General features: G+C 63.8%; 22 protein-coding genes. 14 read left to right on the top strand and 8 right to left on the bottom strand.

Going from position 1 to position 26,515, the window contains the following annotated elements; all coding sequences use genetic code 11:
* Nucleotides 1–25: 25 nt before the first annotated feature.
* Entirely contained in the window at nt 26–2,476 is a 2,451-nt protein-coding gene (locus tag JL474_RS19955; RefSeq protein WP_203143633.1) for an EAL domain-containing protein, read from the bottom strand.
* A gap of 155 nt (nt 2,477–2,631) precedes the next feature.
* On the opposite strand from JL474_RS19955, the gene JL474_RS19950 reads away from it, so the two are divergent.
* From JL474_RS19950 to JL474_RS19920, 7 genes are all read left to right on the top strand, one after another.
* A complete protein-coding gene (locus JL474_RS19950; protein ID WP_203143631.1) occupies nt 2,632–5,499 on the top strand; it encodes a class I adenylate cyclase in 2,868 nt (955 codons plus the stop codon).
* An 89-nt stretch (nt 5,500–5,588) separates the two neighbouring features.
* Entirely contained in the window at nt 5,589–5,744 is a 156-nt protein-coding gene (gene lptM / locus JL474_RS19945) for an LPS translocon maturation chaperone LptM (protein ID WP_123636433.1), read from the top strand.
* A 51-nt stretch (nt 5,745–5,795) separates the two neighbouring features.
* Entirely contained in the window at nt 5,796–7,046 is a 1,251-nt protein-coding gene (lysA, locus tag JL474_RS19940; protein WP_123636432.1) for a diaminopimelate decarboxylase, read from the top strand.
* 4 nt (nt 7,047–7,050) lie between these two features.
* Nucleotides 7,051–7,977 carry a diaminopimelate epimerase gene (gene dapF / locus JL474_RS19935; protein WP_203143629.1) on the top strand — a complete coding sequence of 309 codons (927 nt, stop codon included), beginning with the start codon at nt 7,051–7,053 and terminating at the stop codon, nt 7,975–7,977.
* A gap of 74 nt (nt 7,978–8,051) precedes the next feature.
* On the top strand, nt 8,052–8,804 hold the full coding sequence (locus JL474_RS19930; RefSeq protein ID WP_123636430.1) for a DUF484 family protein: 753 nt from the start codon (nt 8,052–8,054) through the stop codon (nt 8,802–8,804).
* A gap of 2 nt (nt 8,805–8,806) precedes the next feature.
* Nucleotides 8,807–9,742 carry a tyrosine recombinase XerC gene (gene xerC / locus JL474_RS19925; RefSeq protein ID WP_203143627.1) on the top strand — a complete coding sequence of 312 codons (936 nt, stop codon included), beginning with the start codon at nt 8,807–8,809 and terminating at the stop codon, nt 9,740–9,742.
* A gap of 216 nt (nt 9,743–9,958) precedes the next feature.
* Nucleotides 9,959–11,548, top strand: coding sequence for a sensor domain-containing diguanylate cyclase (locus JL474_RS19920; protein WP_203143624.1), 1,590 nt, complete (start codon nt 9,959–9,961; stop codon nt 11,546–11,548).
* 24 nt (nt 11,549–11,572) lie between these two features.
* Here JL474_RS19920 and JL474_RS19915 read toward each other — a convergent pair whose 3' ends face one another.
* Nucleotides 11,573–11,806: a DUF2789 domain-containing protein gene (locus JL474_RS19915; RefSeq protein ID WP_123636428.1), complete on the bottom strand. Its 234-nt coding sequence runs from the start codon at nt 11,804–11,806 to the stop codon at nt 11,573–11,575.
* Between the two features lie 89 nt (nt 11,807–11,895).
* On the opposite strand from JL474_RS19915, the gene JL474_RS19910 reads away from it, so the two are divergent.
* Nucleotides 11,896–15,096 carry a transporter substrate-binding domain-containing protein gene (locus JL474_RS19910; RefSeq protein ID WP_203143765.1) on the top strand — a complete coding sequence of 1,067 codons (3,201 nt, stop codon included), beginning with the start codon at nt 11,896–11,898 and terminating at the stop codon, nt 15,094–15,096.
* A 15-nt stretch (nt 15,097–15,111) separates the two neighbouring features.
* Here the strand turns inward: JL474_RS19910 and JL474_RS19905 are convergent, their stop codons facing one another.
* Nucleotides 15,112–15,504, bottom strand: coding sequence for a hypothetical protein (locus JL474_RS19905; protein WP_236012396.1), 393 nt, complete (start codon nt 15,502–15,504; stop codon nt 15,112–15,114).
* A 135-nt stretch (nt 15,505–15,639) separates the two neighbouring features.
* On the bottom strand, nt 15,640–16,407 hold the full coding sequence (locus tag JL474_RS19900; protein ID WP_123636427.1) for a hypothetical protein: 768 nt from the start codon (nt 16,405–16,407) through the stop codon (nt 15,640–15,642).
* Between the two features lie 192 nt (nt 16,408–16,599).
* On the opposite strand from JL474_RS19900, the gene JL474_RS19895 reads away from it, so the two are divergent.
* Both JL474_RS19895 and JL474_RS19890 read left to right on the top strand, forming a co-directional pair.
* Nucleotides 16,600–17,238 (top strand): hypothetical protein, encoded by a 639-nt coding sequence (locus JL474_RS19895; RefSeq protein ID WP_203143617.1) that lies wholly within the window; start codon nt 16,600–16,602, stop codon nt 17,236–17,238.
* 102 nt (nt 17,239–17,340) lie between these two features.
* The gene (locus JL474_RS19890; protein ID WP_223808043.1) at nt 17,341–19,572 is read left to right on the top strand and encodes a patatin-like phospholipase family protein; all 2,232 of its coding nucleotides are present in this window, start codon (nt 17,341–17,343) and stop codon (nt 19,570–19,572) included.
* Here JL474_RS19890 and JL474_RS19885 read toward each other — a convergent pair.
* The 4 genes from JL474_RS19885 to JL474_RS19870 all read right to left on the bottom strand — a co-directional run bounded on the left by JL474_RS19885 (nt 19,559) and on the right by JL474_RS19870 (nt 23,312).
* Entirely contained in the window at nt 19,559–19,999 is a 441-nt protein-coding gene (locus JL474_RS19885) for a hypothetical protein (protein ID WP_203143615.1), read from the bottom strand. The two genes, JL474_RS19890 and JL474_RS19885, sit on opposite strands and share 14 nt — an antisense overlap.
* Entirely contained in the window at nt 19,983–20,669 is a 687-nt protein-coding gene (locus JL474_RS19880; protein ID WP_123636424.1) for a GntR family transcriptional regulator, read from the bottom strand. Before JL474_RS19880 ends, JL474_RS19885 begins: the two co-directional genes overlap by 17 nt.
* Before the next feature lie 156 nt (nt 20,670–20,825).
* Nucleotides 20,826–22,256 carry a cardiolipin synthase gene (gene cls / locus JL474_RS19875; protein WP_203143613.1) on the bottom strand — a complete coding sequence of 477 codons (1,431 nt, stop codon included), beginning with the start codon at nt 22,254–22,256 and terminating at the stop codon, nt 20,826–20,828.
* 15 nt (nt 22,257–22,271) lie between these two features.
* Nucleotides 22,272–23,312 carry an AraC family transcriptional regulator gene (locus JL474_RS19870; protein ID WP_203143611.1) on the bottom strand — a complete coding sequence of 347 codons (1,041 nt, stop codon included), beginning with the start codon at nt 23,310–23,312 and terminating at the stop codon, nt 22,272–22,274.
* A gap of 610 nt (nt 23,313–23,922) precedes the next feature.
* Between JL474_RS19870 and JL474_RS19865 the strand changes: the two genes are divergently transcribed.
* From JL474_RS19865 to JL474_RS19850, 4 genes are read left to right on the top strand one after another with little or no spacing between them, the layout of a single operon-like run.
* Nucleotides 23,923–24,417, top strand: coding sequence for a GspH/FimT family protein (locus tag JL474_RS19865; RefSeq protein ID WP_203143609.1), 495 nt, complete (start codon nt 23,923–23,925; stop codon nt 24,415–24,417).
* Entirely contained in the window at nt 24,414–24,875 is a 462-nt protein-coding gene (gene pilV, locus JL474_RS19860; RefSeq protein ID WP_203143607.1) for a type IV pilus modification protein PilV, read from the top strand. Before JL474_RS19865 ends, pilV begins: the two co-directional genes overlap by 4 nt.
* Nucleotides 24,875–25,912, top strand: coding sequence for a prepilin-type N-terminal cleavage/methylation domain-containing protein (locus JL474_RS19855; protein ID WP_203143605.1), 1,038 nt, complete (start codon nt 24,875–24,877; stop codon nt 25,910–25,912). The genes pilV and JL474_RS19855 overlap by 1 nt, the downstream gene beginning before the upstream one ends.
* Nucleotides 25,909–26,511, top strand: a complete 603-nt coding sequence (locus JL474_RS19850) for a pilus assembly PilX family protein (protein ID WP_203143603.1) — start codon at nt 25,909–25,911, stop codon at nt 26,509–26,511. The genes JL474_RS19855 and JL474_RS19850 overlap by 4 nt, the downstream gene beginning before the upstream one ends.
* Nucleotides 26,512–26,515 lie beyond the last annotated feature (4 nt).

Genomic DNA, 26,515 nt, shown 5'->3' with positions numbered 1-26,515 from the left:
CGACGTGTTCGAGGGGCGGCCTGGATCAGGTCGTCCCGATCCGCCCTACGCCGAGATCGACGGCAGCCGGGGCCAGATCCTGAATCGGGCGCGGCGCCGTAATGCGGAAACCCTGCCCGAAGTGAATGCCCAGCCGGCGCACCTGGCGCAGGGTTTCGTCGCTCTCGATGAAGGTGGCGACGGTGATCTTGCCCGCGGTTTCCGCAATCCGGTGCAGCGCTTCCACCATCACCTGCTGGACCGGGTCGTCGCCCAGATCTTTCATCAGGCTGCGGTCGAGCTTGATCACGTCCACCGGCAGGCGCGCGGCCAGCGCGTAACTCTCCACCGACGCCCCGGCGCCGTCCAGGGCCACCCGGCATCCCACGTCATGGATCGCATCGCAGAACACGGACGCCTCGTCCGGGTAGCCGGTGGCGTCGCTCTCCCGAATCTCGAAACAGAAGCGCTCGGCCGGGAAGTTGGACGTTCGCACCTGTTCGGCGATAAAGGCGGGGAACTCCTCATCCAGTACGCTGGCCAGTGACAGGTTGAAGCTGCACAACTTCAAACGCGGTTCCAGCAGGGCATGCTGGCGTAGCCAGGACAGGGTCTTGCGGATTACCCGGCGGTCGATGTCCCGGGCCAGGTCGAAGCGTTCCGCCACCGGCAGGAAATCGTTGGGCAGCCAGAATCCCTGGTCGCCGTCGCCGTATTCCAGCCGGGCGAGTATCTCCACATGCTCACCCCAGGTGGCGCTGGTGACCGGTCGCAGTGACTGGTACATCAGCGCGATCCGGTCTTCGCGGACGCACGCCTGCAGCCGTGCCAGCAGCTTCTGGGCCTCGCTTTCCAGCATGTTGGCGCCGTGGTCGCGGTGCACGTGGATGCGGTTGCGCCCGGCATTCTTGGCGGTCTGGCACAAATCCGCCGCCAGGGTCAGCAGTTCTTCGGCGCGGGTCGGCGCCTGGCCGCGGGCGAACGGCACCAGGCCGCCGCTGGCGGTGGTTTGCAGGGGCTGGCCCTGCCACTCGAAGACGAACTCGCCGATGTGATCGCAGAGATTACGGGCCACTTTGCGCGCTTCCGGTTCGGCGCAGCGGTCCAGGATTAGCGCAAACTTGTCGGCCGAGACCCGGGCCAGCGCATCCCGATGGCGGATGCGGGTGCCGAGCATACCGGCCAACTCGCGCAGGTACCGGTCGCAGGCCCCGGCGCCGGCGGCATCGTTGAAGCGGGTGACGTGATCCAGGTCCAGGAACAACAGCGCGTGCCCCGGGCTGTCACCAGCGGTCTGGTCGATGGCCCGTTGCAGGCGGCGCAGCAGTTCACGACGGTTGAGCAGCCCGGTCATGGGATCGTGCTGGCTCAGGTAGTTGAGGTTGTCCCGGGTGCGCAGACGGTAACTGATGTCGCGCCCCACGTGGACCGCACCCAGCGTGTGCCCCTGGGCGTCCCGCAGTCGCTGGAAGCGAAATTCGTAGACCGGCAGTTCCTGTTCCTGCTGGGCCAGCGGCATCTCCACGGTGAAATGGTCCCGCTCCAGCGCCTTTTCCCACAGGCGCTGGTTCAGGCGTCGCTCGTTGGGGTAGTCCTGCAGCAGTTGGCAAAGGTTGTCGCCAATCCGGGGGCGCCGGCCAAAAGTGCTCTCGAACTGGCTGGCCATGGGTTGGTTGAGCGCCAGCACGTGGAGATTGGGATCGACCGCCAGGATCAGGTCGTCGCTGGCGGCCAATAGGCCCTGCAGCAGTTGCTCCACTTCGCGGCGGGCTTCCCGCTGATTGAGGCGTTCCGACAGATCGACGAGGGTGCCGGCGACGGCGGTGATCTTGTCGCCGGTCTTGAGCGCCCGCCCGCTGAGGCGTACCGGGCGTAACCGTTGTTTGTCGGTCAATATGTGCAAGTCGCGGGTGAACGAGGCGCCTGAGCGCACACAGCGCCGGAACAGGGCGCGCACCCGTTGCTGGTGTTCCTGGAAATAGAACAGGGCGTGCTCGGGCGAAATATCACTGCCCGGGCGCAGGTCGAACAATCGGTAGAGACCGTCGGACCAGGTCATGCGGTTGCTGCGGGTATCCAGCTGCCAGAGGCCCAGCTGGCCGGAGGCTTCGGTCATCTGCAACAGTCGTGGGTCCAGGGGCTCCTGGCCGCGCGGCGTGATGGCGGCGGTGGCCGGCTGGTCCACGTCGGCGACGTCCACCCGGATGGAAAAGCGGGCGGTGAAGAAAAAACCGTCTCGGTGACGCAGGGTGAGAAGGATCGGATCGCCGCGCTCGAGCTGCTCATGGTGAGCCGGGGCGAGCGGATCGTCCTGTCGCGTTGCCGCCAGGCTGGCCAGTTTGCGCCCGGCCAGTTCCTGGGGATCATAGCCCAGCACCGCATCGGCCTGGGCATCGGCAAAGGTAATGATGCCGTTGTCGTCGACGCGGACCAGCGTGCGTCGTTCGGCGCCGGGGGCGCTGTCGCGACGATGGCGGCTGATGAGGAATTCCTTCACGGTCGTGTCCGGTTACTCGAAAGAGTCACGTTCAACCCGATACGGGTTTTGTTATTGTGGTTTGAAAGCCGACACACATCATATCGATAATGGCGGTTTGAGACACGTTCCACAGAATGAACGTGCGGCCCTGACAATCCGGATACCTGACGCGCGTGACACCAGCCAATGCCATCCAGCTCGATTTTGCCGACGGGATCGACCGCAAGACCCTGCGCCGGCTCTGCGACCGATTCCTCGGTGTAAACCGCGTCCGCCGGCAGCGGGCCCGGGAGGCCCTGGCCACACGCCAGCAGGTGGTGCTTGACCTGCTGCCGCTGATTTTCCACCTGAATCATCCCTCGCTGCCCGGCTACCTCGATCATGCCTGCCCCTACGGCGTCTCCCATTACCAGCCGGACGACGACGAACTGGCAGCGGCACAGCGCCTGGCCCGAACCTTCCGCATGCGCTCCACCGGTCGGCGCCGGCCGGACATCCAGGGGCTGTACGTTATGGGCAGCCCGGGCACGCTGGGCCATTCGGTGGCCAGCGACCTGGACGTGTGGCTGTGCCATCGGCCGGATCTGGGTGAGGCGGGTATCCGGCGCCTGGAGGCCAAGGCGGAGGCGGTGTCCCGTTGGGCCGATTCCCTGGGCCTGGAACTGCATGTGTTCGTCTTTGCGGCCGGAGAGTTCCGGGAAGGGCGCCAGCGGGTCGAGGTCAACGGCGAGAACTGCGGCAGTGCCCAGCACTTCCTGTTACTGGACGAATTTTACCGGACCGGGATCCACCTGGCCGGCTGCTTCCCCTTGTGGTGGCTGATTCCGGCGTCGGAAGAGGCCGATTATGACGCCCTCGTGCATCAGTTGATCGAATGCCGTTTCATCCGGGCGGACCAGTATCTTGATTTCGGGCCCGTGCCGGCGATCCCCGAGGCGGAGTTCCTCGGCGCCGGGGTCTGGCAGTTGTACAAGGGCATCGATTCCCCCTGGAAGTCATTGCTCAAACTGCTGCTGATCGAATGCTATGCCCGCGATCGCGAGGCCGGCCCGCTGTGTCTGGCGTTCAAGGCCCGGGTGTATGCCGGCTACACCGACGCGGATCGGCTTGATCCCTACGTCATGCTCTATGAGCGGCTGGCGGACTGGCTGACGCGGATGCAGGCCCCGGACCGGCTAGAGCTGGTGCGTCAGAGCCTGTACCTGAAAACCGGCGTACCGCTGACCCGGCTGGAGCGGGTGGATCGCCGCTGGCAGTCCGCGCTGTTGCAGGAGATGGTGGCCGACTGGGGTTGGGATGCCAGGCAGGTGCGCCGGCTCGACGACCGGCACCGCTGGCGAGCCGGTGACGTGCAGGTGCTGCGGCGTCAGATTGTCGCGGAGCTGACCCACAGCTATCGGTTCCTGTCGCGTCTGGCGCGCACCCACGCCATCAGCGCGGCGATCCGGCCCCGGGATATGGGGCTGCTGGGGCGAAAACTTTATGCGGCGTTCCAGCGCAAGGCCGGCAAGGTGGAAATGATCAATCCCAACCTGGCCCCCAGCCTGGCGGAAGAAAACCTGTCGTTCCACCATCAGTCGACCCAGAACGGCAATGCGGAGGGCGTCGGCGGCTGGCTGTTGTACCGGGATCTCGAGAATCCTGCCGATGCCTACTGGCAGCCGGTCATCCGCCGTTCCGGCAGTCTGGTGGAGATGCTGGTGTGGTGCCACTGCAACGGCCTGCTGACCCGGACGACCCGACTGAACCTGCGCGGCGGGTCCAGTCACCTGAGCCTGGGCGGCCTGCGAGGCATGATCGAGGACCTGCAAACTGACCTGCCGGTGCCGGAAGTGGCGGCCTCAAGGGAGGCTCTGCTGGAGGACAGTCGTCCGTTACGCATCCTGCTGTTCGTCAACGTGGCGGTGGATCCGCAGGCCACGCTGACCGAGAAGGGGCTGCACAAACTGAGTGGCCGCCACGATTCGCTGGGATTCAGTGGCGGTCGCGAGAACCTGGTGCAAACCCTGGATCAGGTCATGCTCAACAGCTGGCACGAGGTGAGCGTTCACCGTTATGAAGTGGGCGATACGCTGATCCAGTGCCTGAAGAACATCCTGGCGGCCCGGGTGGTGGCGCCGGCCGAACCGCCGGTCATCACCGTACGTTGTCATGATGCCGGCCACGCCAGCTCCATTGAACGGCGCCTGCAGACCCTGTTTCAGGACGTCCAGCAAAGCTTTTTTACCGGCCAGCGTGGCCCGCACCCGCTGCGCTATGTGATTGAAATCGAGCGGCGCTACTTCGTGCTGCAGTTCCACGATGGTGAGCCTGGCTTCGTCGCCCTGGAATCGCGTGCGGCGTTGTTCGAGCACCTGCAGAAACCGCAGCCGATGTATATGCCCGTGGTTCTCGACCGCCATGCGATCGAGGAAGATCCGGCGCTGGATCTGGTGTGTAAGGCCAGTCAGCCGGACAACATCCAGGTGTTCTACCAGGTGCGCGACCGGCGGGCCCGGGTCTGGGTCGTCGACGAGCACGGCTCGCTGAGCTATTGGGAACAGGGCTTTACCGGCCGACGTCACCTGCTGGCGCCCGTCCTGCGTTTTCTGATGAACATTGCCGAGCGGCGTCAGCTGCGCCGGACGCTGGTTGATGCCGGTGGCGAGTTGGATGTCACCTGCGCCGAACTGATCCAGCGGCGCGGCCAGTGGGTCATCGAGCGCCGCCCGGGCGTTACCGACGACCTGCCGATGGAGGGCTTCGAGCTGCAGGCGGTGGGGCAGCAGGAAGGCGACAGCCCGGTTCGTTTCGATCTGTTCTGCGGCGCCGAGGAGTTCAGCGTGCTGGAGTACGGCGACCAGCTGATCCCGGCCGTGGCGCATTACGTTCGGTCGCGTCGGCAGTCCGGCGAGACCTATCCGGTGTATATCACCGATCTCAACCTGCCCCATGACCTGGATCCCCAGGCCTATCAGCAGGATCTGCAAACCAGCCAGTACCTGTCGTACCGGATTGCCCTGGAGCGGGAGCTGAACCGCGGGCTGCAGGGAAGCATCTGAGCATCAGGGATCCGGGCGCCAACGATCCTCGCACCACTGCAGCCCAGTGGGTATACTGGCGCGATCAGTTAAAGCGGAGCGATCACACCATGCCCAGGCGTCTGTTGGCCATCACCAGCCTTATCCTGCTCTTGTCCGGTTGCGGTCAGAAAGGCCCGCTCTACCTGCCGCAGGATCCCCAGGCTGCACCGGCGGACACGACGGCCTCGCCGGCCCCGTCGAAAGACGACAAGGACGCGCAATAACCGGCTTGCCGGCGGTGTAACGGTCTCCCGACATTCTCTACAGGACACGACATGGATTACTTCAATTACCGTGACGGGACCCTCTTCGCGGAGGACGTACCTGTCTCCCGGATCGCCGAACAGTTCGGCACGCCGGCCTACGTCTATTCCCGCGCAACGCTGGAGCGGCATTTTCGCGCCTATGACGAATCCCTGGCCGGCCGAGATCACCTGATCTGTTACGCGGTCAAGGCCAACAGCAACCTGGCGGTCCTGAACGTGTTGGCGCGACTGGGTGCCGGTTTCGATATTGTCTCGGTGGGCGAGCTGGAACGGGTCCTGCGGGCCGGTGGCCAGCCGGATAAAGTGGTGTTCTCCGGCGTGGGCAAACAGCCGTCGGAAATGCGCCGAGCGCTGGACGTGGGCGTGCGCTGCTTTAACGTCGAGTCCGAAACCGAGCTGGACCGTCTCAACGACGTCGCCCGTGAGCTGGGCAAGCAGGCCCCGGTCTCGCTGCGGGTGAATCCGGACGTGGACGCCGGTACCCATCCGTATATTTCCACCGGCCTGAAAGAGAACAAGTTCGGCATCGATATCGCCGAGGCGCGCCGCATCTATGCCAAGGCTGCGGCCATGTCGAACCTGGATGTGGTGGGCGTCGACTGCCACATCGGTTCCCAGCTGACCACCGTCGCGCCGTTCATGGATGCCCTGGATCGGGTGCTGGCGCTGATCGACCAGCTGGCCGAAGACGGCATCCACATTCGCCACCTCGATATGGGCGGCGGTCTGGGCGTCACCTACGATCAGGAAACCCCGCCGTCTCCCAGCGAGTACATGGCCGAAGTCCAGAAGCGCCTGGGCGACCGGACGCTGGAAATCGTCCTGGAACCGGGGCGCTCGATCGCCGCCAATGCCGGCATCCTGCTGACCCGGGTCGAATTCCTTAAGTGTACCGGCCACCGCAACTTCGCCATCATCGATGCGGCCATGAACGACCTGATCCGGCCGGCGCTGTACAGTGCCTGGCAGGCGATTGTGCCGGTCACGCCGCGCGAGGACGTCGAGGAAAAGGCCTGGGATCTGGTTGGTCCGGTCTGCGAAACCGGCGATTTCCTGGGCAAGGAGCGTCGTCTGGCCCTGGCTGCAGGCGACCTGCTGGCGGTGCGTTCGGCGGGCGCCTACGGTTTCGTGATGAGTTCCAACTACAATTCCCGTAACCGGCCGCCGGAGTTGATGGTCGATGGCGACCGGGTGCACGTGATTCGCCAGCGCGAGACCCTGGAGGATCAAATGCGACTCGAAGCCTGTCTGCCGGAGTAGGGCGATGAGCGATAACCGACGCCGCAGCAGCGGCGCCAGCCTGCCGTTTACCAAGATGCATGGACTGGGCAACGACTTCATGGTGGTGGATGCCATCAGTCAGCCGTTCCGCCTGCGCCCGGATGTCATCAGCCAGCTGGCGGACCGGCATTTCGGCATCGGCTTCGACCAGTTGCTGGTGGTGGAGCCGCCCGGCATGCCGGACGTGGACTTCCGCTACCGGATCTTCAACGCCGACGGCTCCGAAGTGGAGCAGTGCGGCAACGGCGCCCGCTGTTTTGCACGCTTCGTCCGCGATCAGCGTCTGACCAACAAAAAGGTCATCCGCGTCCAGACCGCCGGCGGTGTGATCGAGCTCAAGGCCGGCAAGGACGGCTGGGTGCTGGTCAACATGGGCGTGCCGGAACTGGAGCCGGCCAAGGTGCCGTTTGAGGCTGCCGAGCGGGCGGACACCTATCGCCTTGACGTGGACGGCGAAACGCTGGAACTGAGTGTGGTTTCCATGGGCAACCCCCACGCGGTGCTGCTGGTGGATAACGTGGACACCGCGCCGGTAGAGCGTCTGGGACCGCTGCTGGAATCCCACCCGGCGTTCCCCAAGAAGGCCAACATCGGATTCCTGCAGGTGATCGACCGGCAGAACGCCAAGCTGCGGGTGTTCGAACGCGGCTCCGGTGAAACCCTGGCCTGCGGTAGCGGTGCCTGCGCCGCCATGGTCGCCGGCCGCATGCGGGGCCTGCTGGATGAAAACGTGCGCATGGTGTTGCGCGGCGGGCCGTTGTCCCTTGAATGGCAGGGCGAAGGGGCCCCTGTTATGATGGACGGGCCGACCGCCCGGGTCTATGACGGCCAGGTACGGGTGGCCACCGATGCGCCCCGTCGTGGGCGTTCGGGCCGCTCGTCCGGGCGTAAACGGCACAAGAAAGGCTAGCGCCGACGCCCGCCCATGGGTGTCGAGAAAAAGAACCGTCCCTGAAGAGGCGGTCGTGACAGGAGGTTTCCGGGATGACAGATCAGGCGGCGACGAAAACGGCCCCACCAGTGACCGAGCAGGACGTCGTGGCGTACCTGAAGGCCCACCCCGATTTTTTCGTTCACCAGGACGAGTTACTGCGCAGTCTGACGCTTCCGCACGACAGTGGTCGGGCCATCTCCCTGGTGGAACGTCAGGTCCACCTGTTCCGTGAGCAGCGCGACATGCTGCGCAACGAACTGGGGGAGCTGATCGAGATCGCCCGTCACAACGACCGGTTGTTCGAGAAAAGTAAGCGCCTGCTGACCCAGGTCATCGAAGCCCGCTCGCTCATCGAGATGGCGTCGGTGATCGACGACAGCATCCGCGGCGACTTCGGCCTGGATGCCGCCTCACTGATCCTGTTCGACGATGCCGGCACCGACGCCGAGCCGGAAGGCGCCCTGATCCGGGTCACCCGAGAGGCCGCCCAAAGCCAGCTGGGAGCGCTTCTGGAAGGCCAGCGCGCGGTCTGCGGCCAGTTCCGTCTGGAGCAGCGTGCGTTCCTGTTCCCGCAGCGGGACAACCCGATTGCGTCGGTGGCCCTGGTGCCGCTGCGCCACGGTGACCTGTTGGGTCTGTTCGCCATTGGCAGCCAGCAGGTGGGCTACTTTGATGAAAGCATGGGCTCGCTGTTCCTGACCTACATCAGCGACACCCTGAGCCGCCTGCTGCCCCCGCTGATGGCTCGACACAGCCAGCAGCAAACCATCACCGATACCGACAAGGTGGTGGGAACCCGCTAACGATGACCAACGACCTGCCAGATTCGCTTGACGAGCCGCTGTCACGGTTTATCGAGCATCTGCGCGCCGAGCGGCGACAGTCCGTTCACACCTGCCACAATTACCAGCGTGATATCCGGCGTCTGGCGGTCAATCTGGCCGCCTGGGGCGAGGTGCGCTGGTCCGGTCTCGATATCCACGGTCTGAGACGCCACGTCGCCGAACTCAGCCGGGAAGGGCTGGGCGGCCGTAGCATCGCCCGTCACCTCTCGGCCATCCGTCGTTTCTATGAATTTCTCCTGCGCGAACGGGAAGTCACGGACAACCCGGCGCTGGACGTGCGGGCGCCGAAAGCGGGTCGCAAGCTCCCCAAAGTAGCGGACGTGGATCAGGTGAATCACCTGTTGAATGCCGATGCAGACGACCCCCTGGAGATCCGCGACCTGGCCATGTTCGAACTGATCTACTCGTCCGGCCTGCGACTGGCGGAACTGGTCGGCCTGGATCTGGACGGCCTGGACCGGCGCGCCGGCGAAGTGCGGGTGTTGGGTAAGGGCAACAAGACCCGGATCCTGCCAGTCGGTCGGCAGGCCTGGCAGGCCATGGATCGCTGGCTGGATGTTCGGGGTGCCCTGGCCCCGGAGGGCGAGACCGCGGTGTTCCTGAGTCGCCAGGGCCGTCGGCTCAGCGCCCGCAGCGTGCAGTCCCGGCTCAGCCGCTGGGGCATGCAGAAAGGTGCGGATCAGCGTTTGCACCCGCACCTGCTGCGGCACTCGTTCGCCAGCCACCTGCTGGAGTCGAGCGGCGACCTGCGGGCGGTGCAGGAGCTGCTGGGGCATGCCGACATTGCCACCACCCAGGTCTACACCCATCTGGATTACCAGCACCTGGCGCGGGTCTACGACCGGAGTCATCCACGGGCGCGTCGCCGCGGTCGTGGTGAAGAGGCGGAATCCTGAATAAAATCCGATCCCTGATCGAGTAGATGCCGGGGTGAGGGACGTCTACCCTATATGGACATGAATACTTTTTAAGGGGGCGTTGATACGCTCCGGCCCACGGAGCTGAACCGAGATCCCCTGAGGGCGCGCGAGCTGGACTCGGGTATGGGATGCCCGCGGCAAGCGTCCCAAATAACGGCACTCGTTACCTGCCGCGATCGCAAGGCTGTCATCATGAGCATAAAAGAGGCCGGCCAAAAGGACTGGCAAGAAGAACGATACACGCTACAGCGCCTGCTGGTGCGCACCAGTCTGTTCGCCTCGGGGCAGGACGTCGCCATCGACAAGCTGCTGGGCGAGTTGCGGGATGTCTTGCGCCGGGAGACCTGTGATCTGGGCATCCTGCGTCAGGTCCAGACGCGGCTCGATCAGGCCCTGGAGCGGCTTGACGAGAAGCGATCGCGTTCCGAGCGGGACCTGCACCAGGCGCTTGAACGCATTCTCGATCAGGTGGAGCAGACGGAGAGTGCCGTCCGCAAGCAGTTTCGATCCCTGGAAAAACGCATTGCCGACCTGGGCCCGGACAGTGAAAGCATGGCCTCCTGGCTGACGGAGCTGGCGACCCTGTTGGAATCCCACCGCGAGACGCTGGATCAGCCTGAGGATCGGGGTTGGCGGCGCTTTTTCTCGCGCCAGCGTCATGACGCGATGCCGGGCCCGGCGGGGAGGCCTATCGAAAACGCACTGGTCTCACTCAGTGAAGATCCCGCTGACGATCCACGGGTGAACATTGCCCGCCGGGTGGGCGAACTGTTGGAGCACGTATTACGGCAGGTCGCCCTGGAACCGTCGGCTCACGCCCGTGCGCAGCACCTCAAGCAGCTTCTCGACCAGAGCATGGAGTGGCCGGAGCTGCGGGATGCTCTCAACGAGATCGTTGATCTGGTCATTGCGGCAGTAAGCCGCAGCCGCAATGAATTCGAAGCCTTCCTGCGGCGCCTGGATGATCGCCTCGCTGCACTCAAGGCCAACTGCCAGGCGCAGGCGGAGGCGCGGCAGGATCAGCGCGACGCGTCTGATCGCCTGAACCAGGCGGTGAGCAGCCGGCTGGAGGATATGGGGCAGGCGGTAGAGACGTCCACCAGTCTGGACGACCTCAAAGCCTCGGTGAGCCGCAACATCCAGTCCCTGTCGTCATCGTTCCAGGCTTACCGCGAAGACGAGTGCCGCCGGGAGAAAGCTCTCGAGAATGAGCTGGCCGCCATGCAGGAAAAACTGGCCGGTATGGAAGCGTATTCGGAGCAGGTTCAGGAGCAGTTGCGCGCGGAACGCTCCCGGGCCCTGACCGACATGCTCACCCAGCTACCCAATCGGGAAGCCTGGCAGCAACGGCTGCAGTTCGAGTTCGAGCGCTGGCAGCGTTATCGGCATCCGGCGTCGCTGGCGATTCTCGACATCGACCATTTCAAGACCGTTAACGATTCATTTGGCCACAAGGCCGGCGATCGTGTGATTCAGCTGGTCGCCAAGGTCCTGTGCGATCGTGTCCGCACAACGGATTTCGTGGCGCGGTACGGCGGGGAGGAGTTTGTCCTGCTGTTGCCGGAAACCCCGGTGGACAAAGCGTACACGGTGATTGACGACCTGCGCGAGCACATTGCCGATCTGCCCTTCCACTTCCAGGACGAGCCGGTCGGCATTACCATTTCGGCCGGCCTGGTGGCCTTCGAGCAGGCCGAAACCCCCGAGGAATTGTTCGATATGGCCGACAAGGCGCTCTATCGGGCGAAGGATGCCGGGCGCAATCAGGTCACCCGGGCCTGAACCGGCGCGGCATCTGCCCGCCGTTCAGTGGCGCAGGAGGGCGTCCAGCTCGTCGATGACCTCCGCCCAGTCGGAATCGTCGTCGATGCCTTCATGCAGGAAGGACGATTGCGCGGAGTTCCAGAATGGCGCATCGGCCAGAGCCGTTTCCCGGGGGAGCGGAGCGTGCTTGGCAATAAAAGCCTCGATACTGCCCGGATCGGCCGGCAGGCCAAGTTGCTCGAACAGCGTCTCCAGAGTGTGCTGACTCGTGTCCATGATGCTAAAGTCCTCTGCGTCGGTGGCCGTCGTGCCCACGTTCAGGCTTCCCGTTTAAATCTAGTCAAACACCCGAGGATATCCAAGTGATGCGCACCCTGGCGCCCGCTCTCCTGATTGTACTGTGCCAGTTGCTGGGGGCGTTTGCCCAGGCCGACCCGCTTATGGATTCGCCGCAACCGGTACTCGGGGCCGAGGATCTGGCCTGGCTGGGAAAACAGGACACGTTGCGCATCGGTATTGCCGGTCAGCGCAAGCCGCTGGCCTACCTGGCGACCGATGGCGACATGGTGGGCACCTATCCCGCCTTTGCCCGGTTGGTGGGTAGCAAGCTGGGCGTGAAGGTCGAGTTGGTACCGGGCGCGGCCATGACGTTGGAGTCCCGTTTGCGCAACGGTGAGCTGGACGCCCTGGTAACCACCGTGCAGCCGGCAGTCAGCGCGCCCGATCTGCGCTTCACGGAAAGCGTCATGACCCTCAACTACGGTCTGTTTGCCAATGCCCAGGACGCGTCCGTCCAGCGACTGTCCGATCTGGAGCGCAAGCGGGTCGCGCTGATCGCCGGCGACAGCCACCAGTACACGCTGCTGGATTCGATCCAGTCGTTCCGGCCGATTCCGGTGCGGTCGGTCAGTGAGGCGGTGAACAGCATCATCAATGGACGCGCCGACGCGTTCTTTGCCCCCATGCCGGTGATATCCGACTATCTGCGCGCCGGCCTGATCGACCAGATTTCCCTGGTCACCGTTCTCAACAGCCAGCCGGCCGAAGTAGCCTTCGCTGTTGCCGGCGACAACGCCCGGCTGCAGCGGGTGCTGAACGCCGGCGTGGAAGCGATTACCGGCAGTGAGAGCCGGGCAATCCAGGGCAAGTGGATGTCCTTCGAGTTGCCCGGTGTGGACAATCAGAATGAAGTGACCATCACCCCGGACGAGCAGGCGTGGCTCAAACGGCACCCGGACCTGCGGGTCGCCTTCCGCAAGGACTGGCCGCCGTTCGAGTTTACCGAGGACGACCGCGCCACGGGCCTGGTACCGGACCTGGTTGGCAAGCTGGGCGACAGCCTCGATACCCGCTTCGCCACCCGCCAGATCGACGACTGGTCGAAGGCGGAGAGCATGCTGCAGAACGGTGACATCGACATCCTGCCGGCCCTGCCGCGTACGCCCCGTCGTGAGAAACTGTTCCTGTTTACCCGGGCCTACCTGAGCCTGCCCATCGCCATGGTCATCCGGGACGACGGCCGGTTTATCGGCGACCTGCGGGAACTGCGTGACGAGCGAGTGGGCGTGGTACGCCAGCAGGCCAGCCATGAATACCTGCTGATCAACCATCCCGAGCTCAACCTGTATCCGGTGGATAACCTGGAAGAAGGGCTGTTGGCCCTGTCCAACGGCGATCTGGATGTGATGATCACCCACATACCCGGGGTCAGTTACACCGTCGCGCACCTGGGCCTGTCCAACCTGCGCATCACCAGCATTACGCCCTACCAGTACGAACTGCGCCTGGCAGTGAGACGCGATGAGCCGGAACTGCTGCGCATCCTCAACAAGGGCCTGGGCGCCATCGAGAAGGACGAATACGACAAGATCTACAACCGCTGGATCCACCTGGATATCGAGCAGGACATCGATTACACCGTGGTGCGCCGGGTGGTCCTCATTGCCGTGGTGGTGGTGCTGATCTTCCTGTACTGGAACCGCAAACTGTCGCGGGAAGTGGACGAGCGGATCCGCTCCGAGGACGCCCTGCGCCGCAGCGAGGATGAGCTGCGGGCCGCCAAGCTGGAGGCGGAGAAGCTGGCTCGGGAAGCGGAGTCGGCCAACCGGGCCAAGAGTGAGTTCCTGGCCAACATGTCCCATGAAATCCGCACGCCGATGAACGCGGTCATGGGCTACAGCGAATTGCTGGAAGGTAGCGTGACCGACACCCGTCAGCGGGGCTATATCGAGTCCATCAAGGCCGGCAGTCGCAGTCTGCTGACCCTGATCAACGACATCCTCGACCTGTCCCGCATCGAGGCGGGCAAGATGCGCCTGGAGTTTGGCGCGCTGGACCTGAAGCGGCTACTGGAAGACGTGCGCCGGATCTTTGAAATGCGCGCCAAGGCCCGCGGCCTCACGCTGACTGTCTCCCTGTCGGAGGACATGCCCCGGGCGATGGTGCTGGACGAGACCCGTCTGCGCCAGGTGTTGTTCAACCTGGTGGGCAACGCCATCAAGTTCACCCACGAGGGCGAAATCACCCTGACCGCCCACACCGAACGCTGCCACAGCGACGATGCCGGCGAAGACTGCCAGTTGGTCATTGAAGTACGCGATACCGGTATCGGCATTCCCGACGACCAGCAGGCCCGGATATTCGACGCCTTTGAACAGCAGGAAGGCCAGAGCAACCGCCAATACGGTGGCACCGGTCTGGGTCTGGCGATCAGTCGCAAGCTGGTGCGCATGATGGGCGGTGAATTGAGCGTCCACAGCGTTCCGGACGAAGGCTCCTGCTTCCGCGTGGTGCTGCACGATGTGGAGACGTCGACCACCGGTCCGGAGTCGCAATCCGAGGACAATCCCGGCTTTGTCTTCAGGGACGACGTGGTCCTGGTGGTCGACGACAACCGCATCAACCGGCAACTGGTGCGCGACATGCTGGAGCCGGCCGGCCTCAAGGTGATCGAGGCCGAAGATGGTGGCCAGGCCCTGAGTGTGGCCCGGGAATGCCAGCCCGGCGCCGTACTGATGGATATCCGCATGCCGGTGATGGACGGCTTCACCTGCCGCCGCACCATGCACGAAGACGAGGCACTGGCCCACATTCCGGTGATTGCCCTGACCGCGTCCGTCATGCCCGGCGATGCCAGCCGCATCGAGGATGCCGGGTTCGACGGTTTCCTGCAGAAGCCGGTGAGTCGTTACGTGTTGATGCAGGAGCTGGCCCGCTTCCTGGATCATGACTTTGAGGCGGTCGATGGCGACGCGGAGGCCGGCGCCGATCGGGAAGAAGTGGTGTTGCGCCCGGTCACCAACCCCTACCAGCGTCGTCGGCTGTCCCGGGACCTGCAGGCGCAGTTCGCCTCCGACTGGGAAGGCATGCGCGGCAGTGGCGATCCGGAGCAGTTGGCCTCCTTTGCCCAACAGGTCATCGAGTGGGGCAAACGCTACGGCGCGCTGGACATTGTGGAATACGGCCGTGACCTGTTGGCCGACGTCGACGCGTTCGATCTGGACAGCGTCCACGATCGGCTTGAGGCGTTCCCGGATTTACTGGCGGATGACCCGCAGACGTCCTAGGCCCGGGTGGGCGGATCAGAGGCAGTCGTATTGGGACCGGCGGTCGAACGCCACGGACACCATGTCGTAACCCTGGTGTGTCAGGCGCTGCATCAGGTCATGGTCGCGGATCATGGCCATGCAGATGGTGTGGATGCTCGCCTGCAGGCTGCTGTCCGGCGGTTGCTGCTGGAAGCGGAAGTCAACGATCAGGTATTTCTTGGCGTAGTTGGCGCTGTCGGGAATGTCGTCCCGGTTGACGCTGGTGGCGCCGATGTACGTGGGGCCGTCGGTCTGGAACAGGCTGCTCAACAGGAGGTCGATGTTTTCGGCACGTGCAGAGGCGCTCAGGGCCATGGCCGCCAGAAATCCTGTTCCTGCCAGCAGCCTCGAAAGAGCCGTCATGTGGGTGTTGGTGCGCGTGGCCATCACTGATCCCTGTCTGCAATGTAACGGAATGTTAAGCGATGTTACGGTGCATTATGGCAAACCGATGCGGGTTTGCTTAGTCCTGGCGCGCTATTTTTTCAATTGTTTGCAATGGCAACGTCACGTCAGAGCCCGTCAGGACTGGCGTTTTTGCCACGCCAGCCAGCCGGCCGACCAGACGGTGGCCAGCGCCAGGGCGCACAGTGTGCCGACGACAATCCCCAGATGCGGGTACAGCAGCGCCACAGCCACGGTGTGGGTAATCAGCGAGCCCATACCCGCCGGGTAGTGTTTGACCAGCGTCTGCGCCGGGGCAGGGCCATGCTGCCAGAAGACAATCGCCAGCAGCGGGAAGAAGGTAATGGGGAAGGCCGCAAGAACGCCACTCAGCGTGGTGCTGCCCCAGTACGCCGCCGATGTCACGCCCACGACAATCAACCCGGATATGATGCCGCGCAGGATATGCACGCCCCAGCCCGGTGGCCGGCGCAGCGTGATCGCGGTGTCCGCCAGGTGGCGCATGAGCCGGTGGGCGACGATGGTCGAGAGAACGCTGATCGGCAGGGCCGCCCACAGGGGCAGATCCAGCAGCGACAGTGGCAGGGCGACCGCCAGGAACGCCAGCAGCGACAGTGCCAAAGTGTTCAGTCGGTGCTGACTGGCGCTGGCGGCGAAGGCAAGCGCCAGGGCCTGGGCACCGATAAAGCCGAGCAGGGTGCCTCGTGCCGCGTCCGCCGCGTAGGCCGGCCCCTGCTCAAACCCGAGGAAGAACAGTGCGACGCCGGTCCCCAGCGGGAAGCCGGCCAGAACGCCGGCCACCCGGGTACTCACCCGCTCGGCGAGCCAGGCCAGCGCCAGGACGGTGACCAGCGTGACGACAACTTTGATCAGTAGCAGAAGCATGCGGTACTCCCCGGCAAGATACGGCTCAATGCCCCAAAATGAGGCAAATGCTACGTGAATCCGGAAGGCAGGGGAACGACTTTTCGCCCGCAGGTCGGTGCAGCTTTGGCGGTTCTGCCGGATGCGCTAGGATGGTAGAAAACCACGGGGCGGGGCGTTTCCGCGGCGATGTATTTCAGTGGAGGAGCAGTCATGTATCAGTTGGTATTCCAGGGCGAGTGTACACCCGGTACGGATCAGCAGTCGGCTCGCGCCAACGCCCGGGCCCTGTTCAAGGCCTCGGTGGAACAGGTCGAGCGTATGTTCAGCGGCAAGCGGGTGGTGATTCGCAACAAGCTGGATCAGGAGCAGGCCGAGAAATACGTGGCGGTCCTGCACAAGCATGGCATGGTGGCCTATGCGGAGCCGATGAGTGCGGCAGGCGAAGCGCCTGAGCCAGCACCCCGGTCTGCCCGGCCGACGCCAGAGGCGTCATCCAGGCCGGCCCCGGCGCCCGCCAAGCCCACTCCAGCACCCTCCGAACCGCCGCCCACGCCGACGGCGACGGCCGATGACACGGGCGGCGGCGTCAAGGTGGAACCCGGCGACCGCCCCAATGTGGCCGGCGAGAAAGTGGACAGCATCCTGGCCCATTCCAGCCTGCAGGTCGCACCGGCCCACGATCGTCTGAGCGAAACCCGCGAAGTGGAAGCGCCGATGTTCGAGCACCTGGACGACTGGACGATCGCCCCGGCCGGTTCCACCCTGGTGGAGCAACGGGAGGAGATACCGCCGGTCGTGCCCGACATTTCCCATTTGTCACTGGCCGATGACGAGAAGGATCGCCAATAATACCCGCCGCATCTGAACCGGCAGCGTCCCGGATGAGACGTTTGCCGGTCAGGACGCCACCGATCGGATCCACTGTTCAAGCCCGGGTAGGGAGCTCCCCGCGTGTCGAGAATCATCACTGCCTTGCTGTTGTCTGCCTGCGCCTTTTCCGTAGGCGCCCAGGCGCTGTCGGACGACGCGCCTGGTGAGGAGCGGCCGGTCGTGGCTCTGGTTCTCAGCGGTGGTGGCGCCAAGGGAATGGCCCACGTAGGCGTGCTGAGGGCACTGGAGGAAATGCATGTGCCCGTCGATATCGTCGTCGGCACCAGCGCCGGTTCTGCGGTGGCGGCCCTGTACGCCCTGGGCATGGACGTGGATGAGATCGAAGACCGCTTCATCGAGATGGATTGGGTCTCCAGCTTTCAGGACAGTCCGGGGCGAGCCTACAAGCCGGTGCGACGCAAATTCGACGACTGGCGCTACCCGGTCGATCCGGGCATCGGCCTGAGCAGTCGGGGGTTTACCGTCGGGCGCGGGCTGGTGGCCGGACAAAACCTCGGTTTCATCCTCAACGAACTGACCCGTAAGGCAGCCCTGGTGCGGGATTTCGATGACCTGCCCCTGCGTTTCCGTGCTGTGGCCACGGATCTGGGCACCGGCAAGGAAGTGGTGCTCAGTCACGGCTCCCTGGCCCAGTCCATCCGCGCCAGCATGAGCATTCCCGGCGTCTACGCACCCACCGAGATCGACGGCAAACTGCTGGTCGATGGCGGCATTGCCAACAACCTGCCCATCAGCGTGGCCCAGTCCATGGGGGCGGACGTGGTGATCGCCGTGGACATCAGCGACGCCCTGCAGGATACGGAAAAGCTGACCGGCGCCTTTTCGGTGGTGGGCCAGCTCACCACCCTGATGACCCGTCGCAACGTGGACGACCAGTTGGACCGGATGGGTGACGGCGACGTGCTGATTCGTCCCGATCTGGAAGGCATGACATCGGCAGACTTCTACGACGCCACACAGATCATCGAGATCGGCGCTACCGCCACCCGCAACAAGGCCGTCAGCCTGAACCACCTGAGTGTCGATGCGCCAACCTGGGCCGCCTACGAAAAACGCCGTCAAACCGCGCGATTCACGCCGGAACGCATCGCCCGCATTCGCATCGACGACGATTCCCGGCTGTCCCGTGAATTCCTGCGCTCGCGGATCCGTCAGGAGCCGGGTCAGCCGCTGGATGTGGATCAGTTGGAGGATGACCTGCGGCGCATCTATGGCCTGGGTTATTACGAGACGGTCAGCTATTCCTTGGAGCCGGGCGACAATCCGGGTGAAGGGGCCGTTCTGGTCATTGATGTGCAGGAGAAAAGCTGGGGGCCGAATTACCTGCGCTTTGGCCTGTCCTATGAAGACAATTTCCAGGACGAGACCCGATTCAACGTAGCCGGTTCCTACCAGATGACCGAGCTGAACTCCCTGGGCGCGGAGTGGAAAACCGGCGTGCAATTGGGCACCGAGCCCTACGTGCGAACGGAATGGTTCCAGCCGCTGGACTACGGCTACCGCCGATTCGCGCTGGTCGGCGGCCAGTACAAGCGTGACAGCTACTCGGTGTTTGACGACAGCGGGGATCGCGTCGGCAAAATCGAGCTGGAGGAGAGCTCTTTCGATCTCAGCATGGGCATGGAGCTGGGGGCCGAGGGCGAGGTTCGGGCCGGCTATCGTCGTGGTGTGGCCTCGGTAGAGGATGAGCTTGGGGAAACCAACGACTTCAGTGACCGCGTCAATCAGGGCGCCTGGACCCTGCAGCTGACCTTCGACACCCTCAACGACCCGTTCCTGCCCAGTAACGGCGGCTTCTTCGGCCTGAATGGCCGCTTCGAGCGTCCCGGTATCGGGGCCGACCGTAATTTCGACCGCACCACCATGCTGGCGGCCAAAGCCGGCGAGTGGGGCGATCAGGTCGTCGTCGGCCAACTGTTTGCCAGCGCCGTCACCAAAGGCGAGGCGGGGGTGGAGAACTACGTGTCCCTCGGCGGCTTCCACCGGCTGTCGGCGTACGCCCGCGGCGAAGTGACCGGCCAGGACGCGGCCCTGCTGAGCCTGTACACCTACCGTCGCTTTGGCGGTCCCATCGTGCCCTTCTTTGCCGGCGTCAGCTACGAGGGTGGTAACGGCTGGCAGGACATCGGCGATGCCCAATGGTCGGACGTGATCCACTCCTACGGGGTGTTTGCCGGGGTCAACACCTTCCTGGGGCCGGTCCAGATCTCCACCGCCTGGGCGGATGACGACCACTGGGCCGGCTTCCTGACCGTCGGCTATTCGCTGGAAAGCCTGTTTATCGGACTATAACCGGCGCCACCAGAATCAGGCGTTCCTGGTCGCAGGGACCGTTCAGTGGCCGTTCCAGGATGGCGCGGTACTCACTGCCCTGGTCCGCCTTGTCCGGCACCTTGTGGTGGACGATATCGTCGCCGGGAAAGAACTGCCAGGTGCCGATGTCCTCCTCCCGAGCCAGCAGCGACGCGACGCCCCGGGTTTTACTCCAGGCGCACAGCGCGGGTGTCGGGGCGGATTTCTGCTGGGTCTGGTCGGATGGCGTCGATGGCGACGACGCTTCCGGCTGTCCGCTGGATTCTTGCGGGGGCGGCGTTGGGGTGACGGGCCGGGCCGGTGGCGACGGCTCCGGCGATGGGGTGCTGGAGCAGCCGGCCAGGGTCAGCAGCAGGAGGATCAGCAGTCCGGGGTTGGCGCGGCGGTGATTAGCGGGCCACATCATCCCGCGGCTGCGTATTTTCGATGTAGGAGATGACTTCCTCGCACTGGCGTGCGGCATAATCCTGGAGGATACGCTCAAGCCGCGCTTCATCCCGCTGCTTGATGGCATCGATGGATTCTCGCATGTGAGCGAGGTTATCGAGCAGCACCTGCTGGTTGGCGTGCTGGAAAGCCAGGAAGGCGCAACGCTTGGCCGACGGCCAGAGATCCTTGATCGCCTCCAGGATGAAGTAGTTGTCGGCGTAGGCCAGCGATGCCTGGGTGTACTCGATACCCAGATCGAGGAAGCCCAGCAGGTCACTGCGTTGAAAGCATTCGTCCATGCGCGCATAGAGGGACTCGAGTTTCTCCATGTCCTCGGGTTGCCATTGGCGGGCCAGTTTACGCCCTGTGTGGCACAGGTAAAGCTCCAGCACTTCATACAGACTGCGCACGAAGTACGCATCCAGCTCTGTGACGAACGCACCCCGGCGCGGCACGTTGCGCACCAGGTGGCGTTTCTCCAGCAGCAGGAGGCCCTCCCGGACCGACCCGTGGCTGACGTCCAGTTGCTTGGCCATGGCACTTTCGTAGATGCGCTCGCCGGATCGCAGCTGGCCAAAGGCGATCATGTTCTCGATGTGCTGGGCAACCTGCTCGGTCAGGGTTTCACGGGGTTTGAATGGCTTCATGAAGGACTTCCGGGTAATTCGCGGCGACCGGTCGGAATGACGCCCGCCAACATGGGCACCAGGCGTTTGCGCCACCGTAACGGCACAACGCGCTTGGCGCTATGCTCTCACATTGCCTGAGAACTGCAAGCGCTCAGGAAACCTTGCTTCAACATCTCAGAGAACCGGCGCCAGCAGTCGTGCGGCCCGGCAAGCCAGACGAAACGCCATGGAGCGTTGGCTGTAGTCCTCCGGCGTCATCGGGCGGCACTGGCGCAGGTCGGCTTCCAGCATCTGACGCACGTCCGCTACGAAGTCGCGGTCCGTGACCACCGCGCCGATCTCGAAGTTCAGCCGCATGGATCGGTTGTCCAGATTGGCCGTGCCCACCGCCGCGTATCGATCGTCCACCAGCACCACCTTCTGGTGCATAAATCCGGGCTGGTAGCGATAGATGCCGATGCCCGCCTTGGAGGATTGCACCAGGTAGGAATAGGCCGCCAGGCGCACCAGTTTGTGATCGGGGTTTTCCGGAATCAGGATACGCACGTCCACCCCGCGCAGGGCGGCCAGCTGCAGCGCGTTGACTACCTGCAGGTCCGGCACGAAGTAGGGTGAGGTGATCCAGATGCGTTGGCGGGCGTTGTTGATGCAGTTGAGGAAGAACAGGGTGCCCGTATCAAATCGGTCCGCCGGACTCGTGGGAACCACCAGCACCTCCTGGTCACTGCCTGGGCAAGGCTGGAGCGACCAGTTGAGCCGGGGCAGGTTGTTGGCGGCCCAGTACCAGTCTTCCACGAACGCCAGCTGCAGCCCCATCACCGCGGGACCTTCGATGCGGCAGTGGGTGTCGCGCCAGGCCAGATGGTCGGTGAGGGTGCCCAGGTATTCGTCCCCCAGGTTGATGCCGCCAACAAAGCCCACGGTACCGTCGCACACCAGCAGCTTGCGGTGGTTGCGGAAGTTGATCTGGAAGCGTCGTCGGCGGACGTTGCCGTCGCCAAAGGCGGCCACCCGGGCGCCGGCCTGAGTCAGCTCCTTCAGGTAGTTGCGGGGCAGCCACACGCTGCCGATGTCGTCGTAGGTGAAGTAGACCTTCACGCCCTCGTCCAGCTTGCGCTTGAGGATCGACTTGATGCGCTGGCCGACCTTGTCCGAGCGGACGATGTAGAACTCCAGCAGGATGTAGTGCCGGGCATTCTCCATGGCATCGAACAGCGCCTCGAAGGTTTCCTTGCCGTCTTTGAGCAAGGTACAGTGGTTGCCACGGGTGAACGGCTGGCCCACGAGGCGTGTCAGTACCCGCAGCTCGGGACTGGGGTCGGCGCTGTCGGGAATCCGTGTGAGTTGATCCTCTTCACTGAATACGCTGAGCAGTTGGTTCAGGGCTTCGTCACCGGAACGTCTGGCTTTGATGTAGCCTGCAAAGCGATTGCGCCCGAACAGGAAGAACAGCGGCAGGGTCAGGTACGGAAACGCCAGCAGGGCAATGATCCAGGCAATGGCGCCCTGGGCCGTGCGGTAGTGGAGCAGGATACGCAGGACGCAAAACAGCGCCAGGCCGTAAACGACCAGCAGTAACAGCGTGAGCAGTGTGGGATCCCACATGCGCCGGAGAACTCCTTATTGGTGGCGGGCGCGATACTGCGCGGGCGATTCGCCGGTCCAGCGTTTGAAGGCGCGGCTGAAAGCGCTCAGTTCCGAGAAGCCTAACAGAAAAGCGATCTCGCCCAGAGCGTAGCGGTCCGAGGCCACGTAACGCAGGGCCTTGTCCTTGCGCACGTGCTCGACCAGTTCCTGGAAGCTCATGCCCTCTTTTTTCAGGCGCCGGTAGAGCGTCTGGCGGCTCATGTGCAGTTGCTGGGCGAGGGAGTCGGCATCGATGCGCTCGCTGGCCATCTGCCGGGATATCAGTCGCCGCACCTTGCGGCTGAAGCGGCGCCGGGTCTGCAGTCTGGCCAGCAGGCTGTTGACCTGCTTGAGCATGGCCGAATGCACATAGGGATTGCGATGGGGAATCGGGCGGTCCAGGTAGTGGGCGCTGAAGGCCAGCGCCATGGCCGACTCGCCAAAGCGGATCGGGCAATCCAGGATGCGGCGGTATTCGTCCGCGTAGGCCGGTTCGGGATGGGCAACCCGGACCCAGGCAATGTCCAGCTGTGGATGTATAAAGTGACGCGCCCGGCTCACCACGGCGGCCAGGGTGCGATCCATGTCCTGGCGGCAGTAGAACTCGGGCTGGTCGGCCTCCCAGGTCAGCACTGCCAGATCGGCGGTCTGTTCCAGCTTGAGATGTACGGATTCGTTGATCAGCCGATGCAGTCGCACGTACTGCATGACGGCATCACCCAGGGTATCGCAGTTGAAGAAGACGTGGCCGACCAGGCCCATCCGGTCGGGATCCACCACCTCGCCGGCATGCAGGCCGATGGCTGCGTCTCCGGTGACCTGTTCCGCATGTTGCCAAAGACGGTAGTGATGACAGGCGGGCAGACGCAGATCCGGGTTCGTCAGTTCCGCGAGCGGCAGACCGAGCAGGGACGTAACGGTGTTCTCTTCAAGGAGGTCCCGGGTGTCCAGGTAATGCACCAGGCCCAGGGCGGTGGAGGCCGTCACCTGCGGCTCCTGCGGGGTCACGTCGGATCGGGCTTGGTGGGTCGGCATGAGTCTCTTTTTTGTCGTTGGGTGTTACCAAATGTCAAACAGTTGGGTCAGGGTGTCAACGTCGAGTGCGTTAAGAGGCGTTAAGCTGGAACGGAATTCATGGGTAACTGACATTGTCAGGAGGTGTTTGGGATGGATCTGCAGATTTTTGTTCCGCATACCGAGCAGGAACGTCGTAACTGCGAGGCTCTCAAGAACTATCTCAACAGCATCTACTATTGCTAATCCCTTCGCACATCGGCCGCCAATGGGCGGCCTTTTTTTGCTTTCGACCCGCCCGGGTCCGGTCATCGCTATCCCCAGTTGACGCGTTTTATATCGCTTAAGGCGACCTTCCGAGCGTACTTTTACCTGATCTTTTCACCCTCCGAAGACAACTTTACAGTGCCCGGTGGCACCATGCTGGTTGTACCGAATCGTTTTGCGTCAGGGTCCGGGTGAAATGCCGAGAGACCGCGGTCTGGCAGCTTGTTGTCGTTCGGCGCGCCTGCTGAGTCACCTCCCTGCCTGACGGGTGGGCTTCCACTGTGTCCTGCCTGCTTCCCGCAACGATTCATGGATCATTGACCTCAGACCTGCATCGACTGTGTTGCAAGGGGACCGCATGGGAATGCCACGCTCAGAATGGAGTGCCGGGCCAGGCTTTACGCTGATAGAGCTTCTTGTGGCCTTGGCCGTGGCCGCGATTCTGCTGGCCATTGCCGTGCCCAGCTTCAGTGCGCTGTTCGAGGGCAATCGCGGGCGTGCCGCCACTCTCGGCCTGAGTAGCGCCGTGGCGCTGGCCCGGGACACGGCCATGAACGGCTTTGAACGCACTACGCTGTGTCCCGCCGACAGTGCAGGCACTGGCTGTGCCGTCGGAACCGACTGGAGCGGAGGCTGGATCGTCGGCATCGGCGACGGAACGATCGACGATGTGGTCCAGGTCTGGTCCTCCCCCGGCGATAACATGACCGTGAGCGCCAGCATCAGCGGCGTTGTTTTCGCACCCACCGGAGAGGCGACGGCCACTGGCGCTTTTGACGTGGTGTCCGGTGACTATGTGCGTTGCGTCAGTTTCACTCTGGTCGGTCAGGCCTACACGGAAGAGGGGGGCTGCCCATGACAACGTTGACTCCCTCTCGCTTCCAGCGCGGTGCCAGCCTGATTGAAGTGCTGGTGGCCATGCTGGTCGTTACCATTGGCCTGCTGGGTGTTGCCAAGCTGGATCTGGAAACCCTGCGCAGTAACACCGTGGCCATGGAACGCAGTTCTGCGGTGATGCTGTCTCACTCGATTCTGGATCGCATGCGCGCCAACCGCGACGTGGCGCTGGATGCCGGTTACGACATGACCCTGGTGGATCTGGGCGAAAGCTGCTCGGTGCCCACCGGTGTCACCGGTCTGGTCAAGGCGGACCTGGCGGACTGGGTCGACGAGATCGACGACCTCCTGGGCGATGACGCCTGCGGTGGTATCCGCTGTGACAGCGACGGCAATTGCAGCGTCACCGTTCGCTGGGACGATACCGACGCCACCGATGACTCCGATGCCGTCACGGTCAGCCTGACGGGGGCCATCTGATGCGGGGAAGACGAACACAGGCCGGCTTTTCCCTGATCGAGCTGATGATCAGCCTGGTCATCGGTCTGATCATCATCGGCACGGTGATCGGCGCGTTCATGATGAACTCGCGGATCTATGAGACCAATCGGGCCATGGGGCGGATACAGGAAAACGCCCGGTTTGCCTTCGAATTGATGTCACGGGACGTGCGGCGGGCCGGCGATGTGCCCTGCGGCAATGATCTGAGCATCGCCAACGTCCTCAATAACAGCGACGACAACAGCGAGACCGCCACCGGCAACGACTGGTGGGCCACGTTCGGCAACGGCCTGGCCGGTTACGATGGCGATGAATCGTTTGATGGCGTTGCGTTTGGCACCGAGGCGGAAGACCGTGTTTCCGGCACCGACGCTATCTGGGTGACCGGCACCGGCAGCGAAACGGTCAGCATCGTGTCCCACGACCCGGATACGGCAACCTTCACTTTGAATTCATCGGATCACCCCTTTAACCAGGGGGATATCCTGATGGTCTGCGATTTCGATCAGGCCAGCATTTTCCAGATGTCCGGTCCCGCTACCACCGGCACAACCGTGCTGCACGCGACCGGCTCCCAGACGCCGGGCAACTGCACCATCGGCCTGGGTGCTGCGGTGTCCTGTTCCGGGACCGGCAACACCCACACCTACGACGAGAACAGCCTTCTCGCCCGATTTAATTCCACCGCCTGGTATGTGGGCTGTAACGGCCGTGACGACGATTGCAGCACGCCGGAAGGGCGATCGCTGTATCGCATGGCCCTGTCCGGCGGCGAGGAGAAAGCGGAGGAGGTGGTGGACTCGGTGCAGGCGCTGGGCCTTCAGTACCTGCTCGACGGCCAATCGTCCTACAGCGATGCCGATACCCTCGATGACAACGACTGGGCAGACGTCGTGGCGGTGAAGCTCACGCTGACACTCGCCCGCACTGACGTGGGCGTTGGCAGCGGCGGCAAATCGGCAGACATCGCCCGCACCTACACCCATGTGATCACCCTCAGGAACCGTTTGCCATGACCGGACGTGCTCCGTCGATGGCCCGCCGGGAGTCCGGTGCGGCCCTATTGATCGCCCTGATCCTGCTGGCCGTGATCCTGGTCATCGGTATGGCCGGCAGCCATATGACCCGTAAGGAAGAAACCATGTCCGGCAACCTCTACGACCGGGACCTGGCGTTCCAGGCGGCCGAGACAGCTTTGCGGGCAGGGCAGGCGGTGGTGGACGATTTCGACTACGACGCCAGTGGCGATGACGGTGCGGTTTATGACTGCGAAGACAGCTTCTGCGAAGCCACGCCGGCGGAGACCCTGGGTGATGGCGACAACGGGCGCTCTGATGATACGCCCGGCTGGGTATCCGTCACCGACACTTCGGCACTCAGCGACCTGGCCTTGACGCCGCAGTACGTGATCGACCGGGTTGCGACGGTGTCGGACGACACGTCCAGCGAGAGCGCCTCGCGCAACGCTACCAGCAATCAATACGGCAATTCCAACAGCGGCACGGACACGGCCTACGTGTATCGCATTACCGCGCGCAGCTCAGATCCGCAAGCAGACGATTCCGAAGGGCGGGCTTATGTGGTGCTGCAGGCCTACGTAAAGCGCACGCTATAGCAGG

The organism is Marinobacter mangrovi (assembly GCF_016798325.1).
GTDB lineage: Bacteria > Pseudomonadota > Gammaproteobacteria > Pseudomonadales > Oleiphilaceae > Marinobacter_A > Marinobacter_A mangrovi.
This window is presented reverse-complemented; position numbering and strand designations above follow the sequence as displayed.

What these genes read in the sequence shown, in the direction of transcription:
- cls (WP_203143613.1), bottom strand. Translation starts at nt 22,256, where the DNA reads ATGTGGGATCCCACACTGCTCACGCTGTTACTGCTGGTCGTTTACGGC.
- JL474_RS19855 (WP_203143605.1), top strand. Translation starts at nt 24,875, where the DNA reads ATGCGGGGAAGACGAACACAGGCCGGCTTTTCCCTGATCGAGCTGATG.
- JL474_RS19900 (WP_123636427.1), bottom strand. Translation starts at nt 16,407, where the DNA reads ATGCTTCTGCTACTGATCAAAGTTGTCGTCACGCTGGTCACCGTCCTG.
- JL474_RS19865 (WP_203143609.1), top strand. Translation starts at nt 23,923, where the DNA reads ATGCCACGCTCAGAATGGAGTGCCGGGCCAGGCTTTACGCTGATAGAG.
- lysA (WP_123636432.1), top strand. Translation starts at nt 5,796, where the DNA reads ATGGATTACTTCAATTACCGTGACGGGACCCTCTTCGCGGAGGACGTA.
- lptM (WP_123636433.1), top strand. Translation starts at nt 5,589, where the DNA reads ATGCCCAGGCGTCTGTTGGCCATCACCAGCCTTATCCTGCTCTTGTCC.
- JL474_RS19920 (WP_203143624.1), top strand. Translation starts at nt 9,959, where the DNA reads ATGAGCATAAAAGAGGCCGGCCAAAAGGACTGGCAAGAAGAACGATAC.
- dapF (WP_203143629.1), top strand. Translation starts at nt 7,051, where the DNA reads ATGAGCGATAACCGACGCCGCAGCAGCGGCGCCAGCCTGCCGTTTACC.
- JL474_RS19915 (WP_123636428.1), bottom strand. Translation starts at nt 11,806, where the DNA reads ATGGACACGAGTCAGCACACTCTGGAGACGCTGTTCGAGCAACTTGGC.
- xerC (WP_203143627.1), top strand. Translation starts at nt 8,807, where the DNA reads ATGACCAACGACCTGCCAGATTCGCTTGACGAGCCGCTGTCACGGTTT.
- JL474_RS19930 (WP_123636430.1), top strand. Translation starts at nt 8,052, where the DNA reads ATGACAGATCAGGCGGCGACGAAAACGGCCCCACCAGTGACCGAGCAG.
- JL474_RS19910 (WP_203143765.1), top strand. Translation starts at nt 11,896, where the DNA reads ATGCGCACCCTGGCGCCCGCTCTCCTGATTGTACTGTGCCAGTTGCTG.
- JL474_RS19870 (WP_203143611.1), bottom strand. Translation starts at nt 23,312, where the DNA reads ATGCCGACCCACCAAGCCCGATCCGACGTGACCCCGCAGGAGCCGCAG.
- JL474_RS19905 (WP_236012396.1), bottom strand. Translation starts at nt 15,504, where the DNA reads ATGGCCACGCGCACCAACACCCACATGACGGCTCTTTCGAGGCTGCTG.
- JL474_RS19885 (WP_203143615.1), bottom strand. Translation starts at nt 19,999, where the DNA reads ATGATGTGGCCCGCTAATCACCGCCGCGCCAACCCCGGACTGCTGATC.
- JL474_RS19850 (WP_203143603.1), top strand. Translation starts at nt 25,909, where the DNA reads ATGACCGGACGTGCTCCGTCGATGGCCCGCCGGGAGTCCGGTGCGGCC.
- JL474_RS19895 (WP_203143617.1), top strand. Translation starts at nt 16,600, where the DNA reads ATGTATCAGTTGGTATTCCAGGGCGAGTGTACACCCGGTACGGATCAG.
- pilV (WP_203143607.1), top strand. Translation starts at nt 24,414, where the DNA reads ATGACAACGTTGACTCCCTCTCGCTTCCAGCGCGGTGCCAGCCTGATT.
- JL474_RS19880 (WP_123636424.1), bottom strand. Translation starts at nt 20,669, where the DNA reads ATGAAGCCATTCAAACCCCGTGAAACCCTGACCGAGCAGGTTGCCCAG.